The organism is Alistipes sp. AM16-43, assembly GCF_003435745.1.
GTDB classification, from domain to species: Bacteria; Bacteroidota; Bacteroidia; order Bacteroidales; family Rikenellaceae; genus Alistipes; species Alistipes onderdonkii.
In genome coordinates, this window is record NZ_QTUQ01000001.1 from 156,981 (window position 1) to 173,368 (window position 16,388).

Here is a 16,388-nt window from a genome sequence, read left to right on the forward strand (position 1 = left end):
AAAGTACAAATTTTATATCTTTGCCGTATGATCCTGCATGCAAACTGCAAAATAAATCTGGGGCTGGATGTCCTGCGCCGCCGTGAGGACGGCTACCACGAGTTGTCGACCGTGATGTTCCCCGTGCGGGGACTGTACGACGTGGTCGGGGTGACGCGCACGGCCGTGCCCGGCGTGCGGTTCCTCTCCGAAGGGCTGGCGGTGGATTGCGCCCCCGGGGAGAACATCTGCGTCAAGGCATTCCAGCTGATGCGGGAGCGCTACGGCGTGGACGGCGTGGAGATACGCCTCGACAAACGGGTGCCTTTCGGTGCCGGGCTCGGGGGCGGTTCGTCCGACGGCACCGCCGTACTGCTGGCGCTCGACGGGCTTTTCGGCCTGCGGCTTGCCGAGGCGGAGCTGGTCGCCCTTGCCGCCGAGCTGGGTAGCGACACGGCTTTTTTCGTGCGCAATACCCCGCAGCTTTGCACCGGGAGGGGCGAGATCATGGAGCCTTACCCGCTCTGCCTGGCGGGAATGACGCTCGTTGTCGTAAAACCCGACGTGGGCGTTTCGACGCGCGAGGCTTACGCAGGGGTACGTCCGCATGTGCCCGAAGTGCCCCTCGCGGAGCGCTTGCGGCGGCCTGTGGTGGAGTGGCAGGGTTTGGTGACCAACGATTTCGAACCGCATATCTTCGCGGCGCATCCTGCCATCCGCGAAGCCCGTGACAGCCTGCTTGCGGCCGGAGCGGTCTATGCCTCGATGTCGGGCAGCGGCTCGGCCGTGTTCGGACTTTTCGACGATGCGCAAAAAGCAGGGAGCCTGCGGCTGCAGACCCCCTTTGTCTATATGTTGTAGCGAGGGACAACCCCTTTGTTAGCTTGGTTTTCCGCCCTTTTCCGCATCTCGGTTTTCCTTCATCCCGGGGCCCGTCTGAGCTTGCGCGCGTTTAGCAATTCGCCGCTTTCCCGGGCTACCGCTTTGCCGCATCGCCGCTTCGGGGTGCTCCCCGCAACTTACTTTCCAGGCAAGGTCTTCCCGCCGCCCTGACGACCTGCGGTGTTTCCCGCAGGGGGATTGTCCCCGGCTGCTGCGGTTTTTCCCGTTTCCGGTCTGTTTTCCGGGACATCTTTTTGTGGTTCATCTCTTGTGCCTGCGGTGTCCTTCCCGTCCTTTCCGGAGCTTTTATCCGTTTCGTCCTCCCGGTAGACCACATCCATGATCCCGTTCAGGATGTCGTTCAGCGCACCTTCTCCTTGGTACAATCTTTCGGTCTGTCCGCTCTTCGCATTCCTGTCGAGGATATTGAGCTCCTCCTTGAATTTTTCGGGGGCGACCAGATAATAGATGCCCAGCGACAGCGTCAACAAGCCCAGGGCTGCGAAAAAGGCATAGACATATTGCAGCATGTCGACCAGCAGCGTGCGCAGGACGGCGCCTTTCTTCTTCAGCCCGAACAGTTTCCGGAATACGAATCCCGTATAGATGAAGACGGGCAGCATCTGCATGTAGAAGGAGCTGTACCACGGGATGAACAGTTCGGCAGGCAGTGCGAGGATCATCAGCGTGATTTCGAACACCGACAGGAAGATGCCTATGTAGAGGTATTCCACATATTTGAGGTCGGAGCGCCTGCGGAACACGGTTTTCATCGCCAGTGCATAGAACGGCAGCATCAGCAGCATGTTGGCCGCGGGGTGCAGCGTGGCGTAGTCGTAGTAGGAGCAGATAAGCCATCGGAACAGAGGGGAGTCGGCCCGGGCCGTAGGGGTGAACTCCTTGCCCACGAGGGCGAACACTACGGCGTAGAAGGTCGAGAGCATGAGCAGGATCGCCACCGGGTTGAAATATTTGCGGCGGTGCCCGAGGATGAACTCCGAGACCGAAACGTAGGGGCGTATCAGGATCGCCAGCCATGTCATCACGGCGCCCTTGCGCATGTTGATGCCCCGCAGGCCGTACGCTTCGTCGCCGATGAAGGTCGAAGAGACGCTGTCCACCAGCGACGCCCAGGTCAGCCGGTCGGTCGTCGTGCGTTGTCCGCATGCCGGACAGTAGTTGTGGTCGATTTCGTGGCCGCAGTTGCGGCAGAGTTGGTGTTTGGGCATGTTCGTTTTGTTATGCTGCTTCCCGGGAGCTGTGCCCCGGGAGGGGTGCCGTGCCGCAACGCTGTCCGCAGTACGGGCAATAAGCCGTACTGACCGTGCGCCCGCAGTCGGGACATACGATTTCCTTTATCCGTCGGGGATGTTTGGGACCGGTCATTGCCCGACCTGGCATGCGACGGGCGCGGAATAATCCGCGCCCGCAGGTTTTGTCCCTTATTTTGCCGCATCCCCGGCTGCGCCGCAAGGGATCGCCATCTTTTCGATGCGGTGTTCGTGGCGTCCGCCTTCGAACTGGGCTGCGAAATATGCGTCGAGCATTGCCACGGCTTCGTCGTTGGTGATAAAACGCGCCGGGAAGACGATGATGTTGGCATTGTTGTGGCGGCGGATGAGCGACGCGATTTCGGGCTCCCAGGCCAGGCCGGCGCGGATGCCCTGATGCTTGTTGAGGGTCATTGTCATCCCTTCGCCCGAGCCGCAGAGGGCGATGCCGCGTTCGAGTTCGCCGTTTTCGATCGCCTTGGCCAGCGGATGCGCGAAGTCGGCATAGTCGACGCTGTCGGGCGAATGCGTGCCGAAATCGAGCACCTCGTAACCCATGGCGTCGAGGTAACCTACCAGGAATTCTTTCATTTCATAGCCTGCGTGGTCGCTGGCAATACCTATTTTATTCATCGTATTTTGGTTTTGTATCGTATACGGTTTCTATTCTACAAATATAAGGAAAAATAACCGTCGCCGTGCTTCCGGCTCCCGAATTTGTGCTATTTTTGCCCCATGAAAATTCTTCTCGTCGTATTGGGATGCATCTCGTGCGTGCTGGGCATCGTCGGCATATTCGTCCCCCTGCTGCCTACCACGCCGTTCCTGTTGCTATCGGCGGCCTTTTGGGTGCGTTCTTCGCCCCGGCTTTACGGTTGGCTGCTCGCACACCCCTGTTTCGGCGAGTATGTACGGAACTTCCGCGAAAATCGCGCCATACCGCTCCGTGCCAAGATCATTTCCCTGACGCTCATGTGGGGGACGATGCTTTACTGCATTTTCGCGCTGCTTACCGCCTGGTGGTGGGCGCAGGCGGCCTTGCTTGCCGTCGCCATTGGCGTGACGTGGCATATCCTTTCGTTCGCCACCCTGAAAAAGGGGGTGCCGGTGCAGGAAGACCCCGAAGGGGAATAACCTCCGCCGCAAGGGGTGGCAACGCGGCTGAAGGGGGCTCACGAGAGAGGAACGATTGCCCGCATGAAAAAACGACCCGGAAGGGTCGTTTGTGTGTTCAGAATCGTCGGCATTTTTCGTCCGGTTTCCCTTGCGTTTAGTCCTCTGCGGGCTGCCTGTCCATGTCGAGCATCGAGTAGCGAACGGAGTAATAGCCCGCGGGGCTGTCCGGTGCCGGGACGACCGAAGTCCCGATGCGGAGCCGGTAGACGTATCCCGGTTCGTATTCGAACCCTTCGATGCGGAACGGCCACGGCTGCCATTCGTTCAGTCCGGACTCGGGGAACCGTACGCCCAGGAATCGCTGTCCCCGGTAATTCATCGGCTGCGGGGCGACCTCCATCGTGAAGACCGGGAAGAACTGGTCGGGGATGACCGAGGTCGCCGGGGTCTTCGAAATTTGCTCCAGCAGGGTGTAGCGGATCGAAGAGCCGTCCTGGGGCGTGTCGGGCAGTTGTTCGGCCTTTATGCGGAGCCGGTATTCGTAACCCGCCTCGAAGTCGAATCCCTCGATGCCCTGATATACGGCGCGCCACGACGTGTCGTCGTTGGCCTTGACCAGCAGCACGGGTTGCAGCGTATGCGGCCCGTGGGCGATGCCCAGTTGCGAGGCGACCGTCCATTCGCGAATTTCATATTCGTCGTCTTTATCGCATGCCGTGCATGCGAAGGCCGCCAGCAGGAGTGTCAGTATATATCTTTTCATGTCTGTCCCTTTCCGTTTGCGTTCTTTTCTATAAACGGAGAAATTGCCTGATACTGCATGTGATAGGTGAAAAAACGGATGCCTCAGGCCAGGTATTTTTCCGCGGCGCTGATCAGGAACCCGAACAGCAGGGCGTTGAACAGCACCACCGGGATGGCTTTGCGCTCCTTGCCCGAGAAGGTGAAGAGTACGGGGAGCATCAGCATCAGCGTGACGGCCATGCCGTCTGCCCACCAAGGCAGGTAGGGCAGGTTGCTGTAAAAGACGATGACCGCCGCAAAGAAGTAGATGAAGAATGCCGACAGGCACGAACGCAACGGCAGCCGCTGGAAAATCATCGGGATGATGTCCAGTGTCCCTGCGACGGCGCCGACGGCCAGCGATAAGGTGAAATGATCCATTTTCCGGGTTCGGTTTATGCGTTATGCGGCGGCCGTTTACTTCGAAGCGCGTTTGCGGTCTACCTCGTGCAGCAATATCTTGCGCAGGCGCATGGCGTGGGGCGTAACCTCGACGTATTCGTCCGCCTGGATGTATTCCAATGCCTCTTCGAGCGTAAAGACCTTCGGCGGGGCGATCGAGGTCTTGTCATCCGACCCCGAAGCGCGCATGTTGGTGAGCTGCTTGGCCTTGGTGACATTGACCGTGATGTCGTTCTGGCGCGTGTGCTCGCCGATCACCTGCCCCTCGTAGACCTGATCCATCGGGCTGATGAAGAAGCGTCCGCGATCCTGCAGCTTGTCGATCGAGTAGGCGAAGGCCGTGCCGGTCTCGCCCGAGATGATCGAGCCGTTGGTGCGCATCTCGATTTCGCCGACCCACGGTTCGAAATCCTTCAGGCGGTGTGTCATGATCGCCTCGCCGGCCGTTGCCGTGAGCATGTTCGACCTCAGGCCGATGATGCCGCGCGAGGGGATGTCGAACTCCAGCCGCACGCGGTCGCCGTTCGACGTCATGTTCCTGAGCGTGCCTTTGCGTTTGGTGGCCAGTTCGATCACCGTGCCCGAACAGGTTTCGGGGCAGTCGACGGTCAGTTCCTCGACCGGTTCGCATTTCTTGCCGTCGATCTCCTTGACGATCACGCGGGGCTGTCCGACCTGCAATTCGTATCCTTCGCGGCGCATGGTCTCGATCAGCACCGAGAGGTGCAATACGCCGCGGCCGAATACGTTGAAACTGTCGGCCGAGGGGCCGGGCGTCACGCGCAGCGCGAGGTTCTTCTCCAGTTCGCGGTCGAGGCGCTCCTTGATGTGGCGCGAGGTGACGTATTTGCCGTCCTTGCCGAAAAACGGCGAGTTGTTGATCGTGAAGAGCATCGACATCGTCGGTTCGTCGATGGCGATGGGGGGCAGCGGTTCGGGGTTCTCGTAGTCGCAGATCGTGTCGCCGATCTCGAACCCTTCGATGCCCATGATGGCGCAAATCTCGCCGCACGGCACTTCGTCGACCTTCTTTTTGCCGAGACCTTCGAAGACCATCAGGTCTTTGATCCTGGTCTTCTGCATCGTTGTGCCGTCGCGCTTGGCCAGCGTGACGTTCTGTCCCGCCCGGAGCGAGCCGCGCGTCACCTTGCCCACGGCGATACGCCCCGTGTAGGAGGAGTATTCGAGCGAGGTGATGAGCATCTGGGGCGTGCCTTCTACCACGGCCGGTTCGGGTATCTCGTCGATGATGGCGTCCAGCAGCGGGACGAGCGAGTCGGTCGGCTCGTTCCATTTGTGCGACATCCAGCCCTGTTTGGCCGAGCCGTAGATAGTCTTGTAGTCGAGCTGCTCCTCGGTGGCGTCGAGCGTGAACATCAGGTCGAAAACCTGTTCGTTGACCACTTCGGGACGGCAGTTGGGCTTGTCGACCTTGTTGATTACCACGATGGGCTTCTTGCCCAGCGCCAGCGCCTTTTGCAGCACGAAGCGGGTCTGGGGCATGGTGCCTTCGAAGGCGTCGACCAGCAGCAGTACGCCGTCGCACATGTTCAGCACGCGCTCGACCTCGCCGCCGAAGTCGGCGTGGCCCGGGGTGTCGATGATGTTGATTTTATAATCCTTGTAAATTACCGAGACGTTCTTCGAGAGGATCGTGATACCGCGTTCGCGTTCGAGGTCGTTGTTGTCGAGGATCAGCTCGCCGGTTTGCTTGGCGTTGTCGCGCAGGATGTTGCCGGCCAGGATCATCTTGTCTACGAGCGTGGTCTTGCCGTGATCCACGTGTGCAATAATTGCAATATTGCGTAGTTTTTGCATGTGAAAAGAATTTGTGGTGCAAAGGTAACAATTTCTCGGGAAAATATACTAAATTTGTTGGCTTATTAAAAAAGTTTAATTATTATGGAACCCATCTTCAATGTCCGGCAGCAGAGCGAGATTTATATCGGGCCCACGTCCGACATCCTGTCGGGAGTACTGCCCGGGGGGCGCGTGGTCGTCGTGTCCGATGCCACGATAGACCGGCTCTACCATCCGATGCTGGCTCCTTACGATACGGTGCTGATCGGCCTCGGGGAGAGTATCAAGACCCTGCAAACCGTCGAATCGATCTACCGCCGCTTCATCGAACTGGGCGTCGACCGGTCGACTTTCGTGCTGGGGATCGGGGGCGGTATCGTGACCGACGTGGCGGGTTTCGCCGCCGCGACCTACATGCGCGGCCTCGATTTCGGGTTCGTCTCGACGACTCTGCTGGGACAGGTCGACGCCAGCGTGGGCGGCAAGAACGGTGTGAATGTCGACGGCTACAAGAATATGGCGGGGACATTCTCGCAGCCCAGGTTCGTGATCTGCGACCCCGGGATGCTGCGCACGCTCTCCGACCGGGAGTTCCGCGCCGGGCTGGCCGAAGTCGTCAAGGCGGCCATCATCGCCGATGCCGACCTCTTCGCGCGGATCGAAGCCACGACCTTCGACGACCTGCGTTCCAATACCGACCTGCTTACGGATGCCGTCTCGGCGTCGATCCGCGTGAAGGCCGACATTGTCGAACGCGACGAGCGCGAGTCGGGCGACCGCCGCAAGCTCAACCTCGGGCATACGCTGGCGCACGCCATCGAGAAGTGTACCAACCGCCTGAACCACGGCGAGGCCGTGGCGGTGGGCACGGCGCTGATCGCCGATGCCTCGGTGAAGCTCGGCGTACTGACGGCGGAAGACCGCGACCGGATCGCCGGGGTGCTGAAAAAACTGGGGTTCGACCTCACGCCGCCCGTCGATGTGAAGCGGCTGCTCAAAGAGGTGGGCAAGGACAAGAAGAATGAGGACGGCATGCTGCGTATCGTGGTGCCTATAGGCATTGGCGATTGCGACGTGCGGCCGATGAAAATGGATGCTTTTGCAGCGCTGTTTTGAGTCTCTGTTTTGAATCGTCAATACGCGTCTTTGCTGCTTTTTGAGCATGGAATGCAAGGAGGGCGGAGCTGATTTTGAAAACAAGAACCCGAGAAACAATGAAGAAAACAGTAATTCTTTTAGCGCTCTGTTTCCTGGCGGTAAGCTGCCTGAACAGAAAAAGCGACAAACCGACAACGGATACAACGCAGGCTGCTGACAGCGGGACGGCCGAGAAGGACACGTTACCGACGGAGTCAGAACTGGAAGGTTATCCGATAGACTATCATTCGGTTAAAGTCATCGAGACGGTTTATGTTACCGACAGGCGGGGCGTCGATGCCAGGCAGGAACCCGATGAAAATGCAAAGAGCCTGTTACATTACAACTACGGCGACCGCCTGGAGGTCATCGATACTGCGGCCGATTTTTATGGTATCAGGAGTTTAGTCGCACGGAAGTGGCAGGACGAACGGTCTTGGATAGAGGGTTCGAGATGGGAAAAGGTTTTCGTGAAAAAGAGCGCCGCGGGCGGCCTTTCGGAGATAAAACTCATTCCTGACGATTTGAACGTAGTCAGTTGTCTGGATGAGAACAATAATGAAAGTTCAAAAATCCTTGACAGGTATTTGGACGTGGAATTGATCGACAAAGAGACGTTCGACAGCCTGGCCAATAACAGAGTCGATTATTTCGTCGCGGATACGGCGACCTTTCGAAAGGTCGATGGTGTGATTACCCTGAAAGCCGAAGAAAAAGAGGTGCGGCTCGTCGATAGGCCGATCGTTGGCGATGGAGGAAACGAATTCAGCTATTTAGGGCAATATGAAATCCTGAACCAGTATGTGATTTATATACAAGGCAATGAATGGTGGGGATATGATTTCTATGATAAAACCACGGGCGAGGCATCGCTTCCGGGCTGGGATTTCGATGGATTTCCGTACCTCTCGCCCAATCGGAAATATATCATTTGTATTTCGGGCAATCCCTATGACCCCGAATCCAATGCGGAACTGTATGGAATAACGGACGGAGGAAAGATAGAAAGAATTATGACCGCGACTTATATGAACTGGATGCCGGTTGATGCCGGGCATGCAGACATGTTTTGGGCTTCGGACGGCTGTTTCTACCTGAAAGTCATTCACACTCAACTCTTTTACGAGAAAAATCCGGATTGTCAATATTTACGGATAAAGTTGCTGGGTGTATAATGCTTTGAAGAGTCGTTTGATCGTACGCTACTGCGCAAGACGGCATCTGGACGCAGAAAAACCTACTCCTTTTATGACCTGCACCCCGAAAGTTCGACAAAAAAACTTTCGGGGTGCATATCATTGGAGATCGTTTTTTTGTTATTCCGACTGATATTGATTGCGGAGTTTTTCCGTGTAGGCGTCCCAATCGGCGATGGGCTGCCGTGCGACGCCCGATTCGATCGCGGCGCGTGCCACGGCAGGCGCTACGGTACATAGCAGCCTCGGGTCGAACGGCTTGGGAATCAGATAGTCGCGGCCGAATTCGAGTTTTTCGAGCGCATAGGCCCGCAGCACCATTGTCGGCACCGGTTCCTGGGCCAGCCCGGCGAGCGCATGTGCCGCGGCGAGTTTCATCGCTTCGTTGATTTTCGTGGCCCGGACATCGAGCGCCCCGCGGAAAATGTAGGGGAAGCCCAGCACGTTGTTGACCTGGTTGGGGTAGTCCGAGCGCCCCGTGGCGAAGATGATGTCCGGACGCGATACGACGGCTTTGTCGTAGGCGATTTCGGGGTCGGGGTTGGCGAGTGCCATGACGATCGGGTCGGTCGACATCGTACGCAGCATTTCGGGCGTCAGCACGTCGGCCGTCGAAACCCCGAGGAAGAGGTCGGCGCCGTGCAGCGCCTCGGCCAGCGTGGTGATGCGGCGCGTGGTGGCGAATTCACGTTTGATTTCGTTGATATCCGTACGGTAAGTCGTGACCACGCCGCGGCTGTCGCAGAAGACCATGTTCTCACGGCGGACGCCTACGGCGATGAACAGCCGTGCGCAGGCGATGGCCGCGGCCCCGGCGCCGTTGACCACCACGCGGAGTTTGTCGAGCGTCTTGCCGGCGATCTTTACGGCATTGAGCATCGCGGCGGTCGAGATGACGGCCGTGCCGTGCTGGTCGTCGTGCATCACGGGAATATCCAGTTCTTCGCTCAGCCTCCGGTCGATTTCGAAGCATTCCGGGGCTTTGATGTCCTCGAGGTTGATGCCCCCGAATGTCGGGGCTATCGCTTTCACCGTGCGGATGAATGCCTCGGGATCGGTTTCGTCGACTTCGATGTCGAAGGCGTCGATGTCGGCGTAAGTTTTGAAGAGCATGCTTTTACCTTCCATGACGGGCTTGCCTGCCAGAGCTCCGATATTGCCCAGTCCCAGGACGGCCGTGCCGTTCGAAATGACTGCTACCAGATTGCCTTTGTTCGTGTAACGGTAAACCTCTTCGGGGTTAGCTTCGATTTCGCGGCACGGAGCTGCGACGCCGGGCGAATAGGCCAGCGACAGGTCGTGCTGCGTGTGATAGGGCTTCGTCGGTACGACCGCGATTTTCCCTGGGCGGCCTTCGCTGTGATAGCGCAGAGCCTCCTGATCCATTTTACCTTTTCTCATTATCCTAACTGTTTTGCTTGTGTCTACAAGACACAACGTGAAAAAACCTGCAATTATTGCGCCCTTCCGTCCCGGAGCGGGCATCGTACGGGGCGGAGTTAAAAATAAACCCGCAACCCTCCCCCGAACTGGAAGCGGAAGATGCCGAACAGGCTCAGTTCGGCGCCGTCGTCCACGTCCGGCGAGTCGACGATCAGCCATTGCCCGCTGATCCCCGCACCCAGGCCGATGTGGCGTCCCAGCATGAACTCCACCGAGGCCGATTCATGGATGCCTACGCCGCCCCTGCTGCCCGATGTATCGCCGTAGCTGCGGATGTAGCGGCCGTAGCCGATGCCCGCGCTTTCCCGGAAGAGCCATCTGCGCCCGGCCCGCTGCCGGGCGACGAACTCCGGCGCGATGTAGTGGATACGGCTCGTGCGCCGGATCCCGTTGCGTTCGGCCGAGATGAATCCGCCCGAGTAGACGATTCCGGCGCCGAAGCCCCGGCGCGACGTCCAGTTGTACCCGGCACTGATGTCGTAGCCTTCGTTCAGCGAGCCGGAGGTGCTTTCGGCCAGGTAAAGCGTCGAGATGACGGCCGTATACGCCGCGTTGGCAAAGAACGTGTGCTGCGAGCGGTTGCGCGGGGCGAGGTGCTGCGCCCGGAGGGACTGCGCCCTGCCCCGCTGCGCGACCTGCTTCCCGGCCGATGGTGCCGTTTCCCCGGGTATGGCGGCGAACGGGCCGCCCAATGCAGCGCAAGGCGCTTCCTGTACCGCGGGTTCCGCCCCGGGCGTCTCCGCCCTGAGTTGCGTGGCTCTGCCAGAAGCCAGTAACAGCGATGCGGTGCAACAGCACGTGAGCAGGTATGGACGAATGCGGGTCATATTTTAAAAATGTCTGGTTCGGAATCGGGGAGTGCGGCGGTGACGGCTGCCGGCCGGTTCGGGCGGATGCCTCAAAACAGCAGGGTTTCGGGGTTGCCGGGTGGGGTGAACCCCAAGTGCCGGTAGGCCAGTTCGGTGGCTTCACGCCCCCGGGGCGTGCGTTTGAGGAACCCTTCCTTGATGAGGAACGGTTCGTAGACCTCCTCGATCGTGCCGGCGTCTTCGCCGACGGCCGTGGCGATGGTATTCAGCCCGACGGGGCCCCCGCCGAACTTTTCGATGATGGTGCCGAGTATCTTGTTGTCCATCTGGTCGAGGCCGCGCGAGTCGATGTTGAGCGCCGAAAGCCCGATTCTGGTGATTTCCAGGTCGATGTGCCCTTCGCCCTTGACCATTGCGAAGTCGCGCACGCGGCGCAGCAGGGCGTTGGCGATGCGGGGCGTGCCGCGCGAGCGCAGGGCCACCTCGTGCGCCGCATCGTCGTCGATCGAGACGTCGAGGATGCGTGCCGAACGCCTGACGATGCCGGCCAGTACCGGGGCGTCGTAATATTCCAGATGGCACTGGATGCCGAAGCGTGCGCGCAGGGGCGATGTGAGAAGCCCGCTGCGGGTCGTGGCGCCGATCAGCGTGAAAGGCGCCAGCTCGATCTGGATCGAACGTGCCGAAGGGCCTTTGTCGAGTACGATGTCGATCTTGTAGTCCTCCATCGCCGAGTAGAGGTACTCCTCGACGATCGGGCTCAGGCGGTGTATCTCGTCGATGAAAAGCACGTCGCCGGGGTTGAGGTTGGTCAGCAGTCCGGCCAGGTCGCCCGGCTTGTCCAGCACGGGACCCGATGTGACGCGCAGCTGCGCGTGCATTTCGTTGGCGATGATGTTGGCAAGGGTCGTCTTGCCCAGTCCCGGGGGGCCGTGCAGCAGTACGTGGTCGAGCGAATCGCCGCGCATGAGCGCCGCCTTGATGAAAATATGGAGGTTGTCGACGATCTTGTCCTGCCCGGAGAAGGTTTCCAACTCCTGCGGACGTATCTTGTTTTCGAATTCGAGATCGCTCTCTGTGTTGCGTACGATTGACATGTTGCAAAGATAACGATTTTGTGCTACTTTGCCGCGGCGGGGCGAAAAAAAATCCGGCCCGCAGGATATGCGGGCCGGGGTCGCTGCCGGAAGCTCCGGCTATTGCTCACGCGGCAGCCCGATCTTTATGTATTTCACCCCGTTCATGCGGGTGTTCACACGCAGGATGATACCTTTCTTGCCTTCGAGATCCTCCTTGAAGGAATCCAGCTTGAACGAGACATAACGGTCGTAGTTGTATCCGCCTTCGTCGCCGTGGGCGTCGCGGCGCAGTTCGAGGTTCAGGTACCCCTCTTCCGTGTATTCAGGAGCGATCTCCGTCACGTTGTTGCGTACCAGCAGGAAGGTGTGTTTCGTGAGGTCACAGGCATTGAACCCGACCCAGACATTGAGGTAATTGCTGTTGAGGAATGCCTCCTTGAAGCTGGTTTTGTCGTCTTCCAGCGCGTCGAGTTCCTCTTGGGTGGTCACGACTTTCGTGCCGCCCGAGTAGATGTCCTGTATGTAATAGAGCGCCATGTTGTAATCGTATCCTTCCACTTTGTTATTCAGCAGGTTGAAATATATGACGACGCGCTGGTCTTCCTCGGCCTTATAGCTGCCTATGCGGCTTTTGTCGCCCGGGTACACCGTCTTGCCATCGTCGAGAACGACATAGAAATCGTTATTTTCGAGCGGCTTTACCGAAGCGAAAGCCGAAAGCCTGGGGTAGTCCCCGTCCGAATCGTTGCAGGAGGTGAAAATGGCCGCAGCCATGGTCACGAGAAGAAATAATCCGAATCTTTTCATATTTATAATTATTTTTGCGTTATCTTCACTAATTAAATGCAGGGCGGGGCGGAATACTGCACGGGCATAAAAATTTTCGGGTGCCGTGCAGTCTTTTGGTGGCTACACCGTTTATAAGATGAACGCAAATATGGGAATGGAGGAGCAGATACTGGCCGAGGGGTGCAGAAAAGGGGATAATGCGGCCCGCCGTGAGCTGTATGACCATTATGCAGGCCGTCTGTTGGCCGTCTGCCTCCGCTATTCGGGCGACCGGTCTATCGCCGAAGACCTGATGCACGATGCGTTCCTGAAGATTTACGGTGCTTTCGACCGTTTTTCCTACCGCGGCCCCGGTTCCCTGCGTGCCTGGATGGAACGGATCACGGTGAACGTGGCGCTCGAATGGCTCCGCAGCCGGAACAAACTGAGCATGACGGTGCTCGACGAAGGAAGGCAGTTGCCCGACATCCCGGAGCCCGACCCGTCGGAAGTGGCGCGTATTCCGCGCGACGTGCTGATGGGGTTCGTCAGCGAATTGCCTGACGGTTACCGTACGGTGTTCAACCTCTACTGCATCGAAGGCTATTCGCACCGCGACATCGCGCAGATGCTGGGGATCAACGAAAAAAGTTCCTCGTCGCAGTTATTCCGCGCGCGGGCACTGCTGGCCCGCAGAATAGGGGCCTATATGGAGACACATTAAATTATGAAACAAAATAAAGACTGGACAGACGTAATGCGGAGTGCGCTCCGGGACACCAAGGTGACACCCCCGGCCGACGGCTGGGCGCGGCTGGAGCGCGAGCTCGGGCCTGCTCCGCGTATCTCCGTGTTGCGTAGCCAGTGGCCGCGGATTGCTGCCGCTGCCGCCGCTGTGCTGATTTTCCTGGGTGGCGGGGGATACCTGCTGCATGAAAACCGGGATTTAGGGGATAAAGGGTTTGTTATTGCAACAGCGACGGACAGCGGCAGCTCTGCTGCGGACATGACACAGGTCGAAGGGACACCGGCGGGAGCCGGTGACGGGACTCTCGCGGGGACGCTCCGCGCAGCCGTTCCGACCGAAGAGGCCGTGCGGGCTGCGGCGCTGCCGGGCGAGGAGCCCGGTGCGGGGACGGCTCCCGGGATTGCACCGGGACGGGATGCCCTTGCCGCCGCCGATATGCGGGGCTTCGAGGACGGCCGCGCCGCGGCTTTGACGTCCGGAGCTGCGCCCGCCGGGAATGCGGCTGTTGAAAATGCGGCTGCCGGTAGTGTGGCCGCGGAAAATGCAGTGGCAGGGAACGAGGCCGCCGGAAACGGTTCCGCAGCGGCTGCCGGAGCCGGGGATGCCGCTTCGGCCGGCACACGGTCGGCCGTGCGTGCGGCTGTCGCAGGGCAGGCGTCCGCCACGGACGGAACCCGGGGTAAGGACGGTGCGGGGCAGACCGTACAGTCCCGCAAATACCCGGGCACGTACGATTACCTGGCCGATGACATGCAGGAACACAGGCGGCCCCGGCGCAGGACTTCGGTTTCGCTCTTCGCCGCAGGCGGCGTGACCGGCTCATCGGGGGCGTCGGGCGGCGTCGGTTCCCACCTGGTGATGTCCGACGTATTGGTCGGCGGCACCAACGGTACGATGGCGCAGCTGAAATACAATTACGAGGATTATTCGTTCCGCCACCACCAGCCGCTCAGCTTCGGCCTTTCGGTGCGCAAGGAGTTCGCGTACGGGTTGTCGCTCGAAAGCGGTGTGAACTATACGTTGTTATGGTCGGACGTGAGCATGCAGTCCGGCGGCGAGGATATCAGCCAGAAGCTCCACTTCATCGGGGTTCCCCTGCGCCTGAACTGGCAGTTCCTCGAAACCGGGCGTTTCTCGATGTACGTGGGCGCGGGCGGTATGCTCGAGAAATGCGTGTCCGCCAAGTTCGGCACCAAATCCGTCGACGAACCCAAAGTCCAGTGGTCGGTGGCCGGGGCCGTCGGGGCACAGTACCGCCTCGGCAATTATGTCGGGCTTTACTTTGAGCCCGAGGTTTCGCACTACTTTACGGAAACCACCCTGCGCACTTCGCGCACCGATTCTTCCTTGTCGCTGACCCTCCGCCTCGGAGTACGCCTTTCATTCTGACGCTCAGCTGATATCCCATACCTGCACGTCCCCGGGGGCGTGAAATACGTCTTGGTAAAGTCCGTATCGCTTCGGGTACGGACTTTCCGGTATTATGTCCGAATGTATTATTTTGTGGCTTAATTGTGCTATTTTTTATTGACTAATGAAAATTTGTTCTTATTTTTGTTGAATAAATGATTGTGAATTGACGCTAACAAAAAAGCACAAGCGCAGCAATCTGTGCGCTTGTGCCTTTGTAGTCCCGACGGGAATCGAACCCATATCGTAAGAACCGGAATCTTATATTCTATCCATTGAACTACGGGACCGGGAGTGCAAAGATGCAAATTTTTTTTAATTTTTACTAATAAAATGCGAGAAAAGCAGAATAATTGGCAGAGGATCGAAGCCGTAATCAAATGGGCGAACATGTCGACCAACTACTTCGCCCGTCATATCGGGCTTGCACGCGGCGAAAACCTCTACCAGATTAAACGCGGTAATAACGGCATTTCGCTCGATGTGGCCGACCGCATCGTCTCCAAATTCCCGCAGGTGGATAAATTGTGGCTGCTGACGGGAGAAGGGCAGATGTTTGCGGACGAGAAACTGCGCGGCGCCCAGATACCTTTTTATAATGTGGATGCCGAACAGGCCATCGCGCACGTCGCCCACCTCGAGGCCGAGAGCAGCCTGGTCATCCCTCAGGCGGGCGAGTGCGACCTTGCCATGTGTTACATGGGACGTGCCATGGGGGACGCCCTGCCGCCGGGGGCGGTGGTCTTGCTGAAGGCTGTCGACCGGGATGCAATTATTCCCGGGGGAGAATATGTGATTGTCAGCCGAAAAATTGTAACTTTGCGAATAGTTCGGCTCGCCGACGGGGAGGACAAACTCCGCCTGGTGGCCGGCGACCGGGAAAATTACGATGACATAATTCTGAATGTCAGTGATATAAGCTCGGTATATAAAGTTAAAGGCAAATTGATAATAAACAGTTGAGAATATGTTTTCAGGGATCGTGGAACGCATGGCGGAGGTCGTGGACATCCGTACCGACCGTCAGAATAAGGATTTTACGCTGCGCGCGGACTTTTGCCGCGAGTTGAAAATCGACCAGAGCATAGCACATAACGGCGTATGTTTGACAGTTGTGGACATCCGCGATGATACGTATACGGTCACGGCGATGAAGGAGACGCTCGACAGGAGCAACCTCGGCCTGCTGGCTGTGGGCGATCTGGTGAACCTCGAACGCTCGATGAAACCCGATGCGCTGCTCGACGGGCATATCGTCCAGGGGCATGTCGACCAGACGGCCGTATGCACGGCCCGCGAGGACGCCGACGGCAGCTGGTACTATACGTTCGCCTACGAACCGCAGGGCGGTGGGCTCTGTACCGTGGAGAAAGGGTCGGTGACGGTCAACGGCGTGAGCCTGACGGTCTGCGACTCGAAGGAGTCGTCGTTCCGCGTGGCGATCATTCCCTATACGTTCGAGCATACGAATTTCTGCCGCATCGGCGTGGGTTCGGTCGTGAACCTCGAATTCGACATCGTGGGCAAGTACATCGCCCGTCTCATGCAAAATTATACGAAGTAAG

17 protein-coding genes and 1 tRNA gene are annotated in these 16,388 nt (G+C 58.5%); 8 read left to right on the top strand and 10 right to left on the bottom strand.

The window, feature by feature from the left end; translation table 11 throughout:
* Positions 1-27: 27 nt before the first annotated feature.
* Positions 28-840, top strand: a complete 813-nt coding sequence (ispE, locus tag DW189_RS00580; protein WP_117506506.1) for a 4-(cytidine 5'-diphospho)-2-C-methyl-D-erythritol kinase — start codon at positions 28-30, stop codon at positions 838-840.
* Between the two features lie 158 nt (positions 841-998).
* On the opposite strand, the gene DW189_RS00585 is transcribed toward ispE, so the two are convergent.
* Both DW189_RS00585 and DW189_RS00590 read right to left on the bottom strand, forming a co-directional pair.
* The gene (locus DW189_RS00585; protein ID WP_117506507.1) at positions 999-2,090 is read right to left on the bottom strand and encodes a DUF3667 domain-containing protein; all 1,092 of its coding nucleotides are present in this window, start codon (positions 2,088-2,090) and stop codon (positions 999-1,001) included.
* Positions 2,091-2,303: 213 nt separating this feature from the next.
* Positions 2,304-2,765: an RpiB/LacA/LacB family sugar-phosphate isomerase gene (locus DW189_RS00590; RefSeq protein ID WP_117506508.1), complete on the bottom strand. Its 462-nt coding sequence runs from the start codon at positions 2,763-2,765 to the stop codon at positions 2,304-2,306.
* A gap of 102 nt (positions 2,766-2,867) precedes the next feature.
* Between DW189_RS00590 and DW189_RS00595 the strand changes: the two genes are divergently transcribed.
* Positions 2,868-3,266 carry a YbaN family protein gene (locus DW189_RS00595; protein ID WP_117506849.1) on the top strand — a complete coding sequence of 133 codons (399 nt, stop codon included), beginning with the start codon at positions 2,868-2,870 and terminating at the stop codon, positions 3,264-3,266.
* A 136-nt stretch (positions 3,267-3,402) separates the two neighbouring features.
* On the opposite strand, the gene DW189_RS00600 is transcribed toward DW189_RS00595, so the two are convergent.
* The 3 genes from DW189_RS00600 to typA form a co-directional block, all read right to left on the bottom strand.
* Entirely contained in the window at positions 3,403-4,011 is a 609-nt protein-coding gene (locus tag DW189_RS00600; RefSeq protein ID WP_117506509.1) for a DUF4377 domain-containing protein, read from the bottom strand.
* 83 nt (positions 4,012-4,094) lie between these two features.
* Positions 4,095-4,412 carry a hypothetical protein gene (locus tag DW189_RS00605; protein ID WP_018695263.1) on the bottom strand — a complete coding sequence of 106 codons (318 nt, stop codon included), beginning with the start codon at positions 4,410-4,412 and terminating at the stop codon, positions 4,095-4,097.
* Positions 4,413-4,448: 36 nt separating this feature from the next.
* Positions 4,449-6,251, bottom strand: a complete 1,803-nt coding sequence (gene typA, locus DW189_RS00610; RefSeq protein WP_055204326.1) for a translational GTPase TypA — start codon at positions 6,249-6,251, stop codon at positions 4,449-4,451.
* 84 nt (positions 6,252-6,335) lie between these two features.
* Between typA and aroB the strand changes: the two genes are divergently transcribed.
* Both aroB and DW189_RS00620 read left to right on the top strand, forming a co-directional pair.
* Positions 6,336-7,349, top strand: coding sequence for a 3-dehydroquinate synthase (gene aroB, locus DW189_RS00615; RefSeq protein ID WP_117506510.1), 1,014 nt, complete (start codon positions 6,336-6,338; stop codon positions 7,347-7,349).
* 98 nt (positions 7,350-7,447) lie between these two features.
* Positions 7,448-8,545, top strand: coding sequence for a hypothetical protein (locus DW189_RS00620; protein WP_022333515.1), 1,098 nt, complete (start codon positions 7,448-7,450; stop codon positions 8,543-8,545).
* Between the two features lie 141 nt (positions 8,546-8,686).
* Here the strand turns inward: DW189_RS00620 and DW189_RS00625 are convergent, their stop codons facing one another.
* From DW189_RS00625 to DW189_RS00640, 4 genes are all read right to left on the bottom strand, one after another.
* The gene (locus DW189_RS00625; protein WP_022333516.1) at positions 8,687-9,967 is read right to left on the bottom strand and encodes a malic enzyme-like NAD(P)-binding protein; all 1,281 of its coding nucleotides are present in this window, start codon (positions 9,965-9,967) and stop codon (positions 8,687-8,689) included.
* A 98-nt stretch (positions 9,968-10,065) separates the two neighbouring features.
* Entirely contained in the window at positions 10,066-10,836 is a 771-nt protein-coding gene (locus DW189_RS00630; RefSeq protein WP_022333517.1) for a hypothetical protein, read from the bottom strand.
* Positions 10,837-10,907: 71 nt separating this feature from the next.
* Entirely contained in the window at positions 10,908-11,915 is a 1,008-nt protein-coding gene (gene ruvB / locus DW189_RS00635) for a Holliday junction branch migration DNA helicase RuvB (RefSeq protein WP_117506511.1), read from the bottom strand.
* A 99-nt stretch (positions 11,916-12,014) separates the two neighbouring features.
* Entirely contained in the window at positions 12,015-12,704 is a 690-nt protein-coding gene (locus tag DW189_RS00640; RefSeq protein ID WP_022333519.1) for a hypothetical protein, read from the bottom strand.
* 136 nt (positions 12,705-12,840) lie between these two features.
* Between DW189_RS00640 and DW189_RS00645 the strand changes: the two genes are divergently transcribed.
* Together DW189_RS00645 and DW189_RS00650 are read left to right on the top strand one after the other, a co-directional pair.
* On the top strand, positions 12,841-13,389 hold the full coding sequence (locus DW189_RS00645) for an RNA polymerase sigma factor (protein ID WP_117506512.1): 549 nt from the start codon (positions 12,841-12,843) through the stop codon (positions 13,387-13,389).
* A 3-nt stretch (positions 13,390-13,392) separates the two neighbouring features.
* Complete coding sequence (locus DW189_RS00650) at positions 13,393-14,802, top strand: hypothetical protein (protein ID WP_259295419.1); 1,410 nt, start codon at positions 13,393-13,395, stop codon at positions 14,800-14,802.
* A gap of 239 nt (positions 14,803-15,041) precedes the next feature.
* Here DW189_RS00650 and DW189_RS00655 read toward each other — a convergent pair.
* A tRNA-Arg gene (locus tag DW189_RS00655) sits at positions 15,042-15,113 on the bottom strand.
* Between the two features lie 43 nt (positions 15,114-15,156).
* Between DW189_RS00655 and DW189_RS00660 the strand changes: the two genes are divergently transcribed.
* Positions 15,157-15,786 carry a hypothetical protein gene (locus tag DW189_RS00660; protein ID WP_018695273.1) on the top strand — a complete coding sequence of 210 codons (630 nt, stop codon included), beginning with the start codon at positions 15,157-15,159 and terminating at the stop codon, positions 15,784-15,786.
* Positions 15,787-15,790: 4 nt separating this feature from the next.
* The gene (locus tag DW189_RS00665) at positions 15,791-16,387 is read left to right on the top strand and encodes a riboflavin synthase (RefSeq protein WP_018695274.1); all 597 of its coding nucleotides are present in this window, start codon (positions 15,791-15,793) and stop codon (positions 16,385-16,387) included.
* Position 16,388 lies beyond the last annotated feature (1 nt).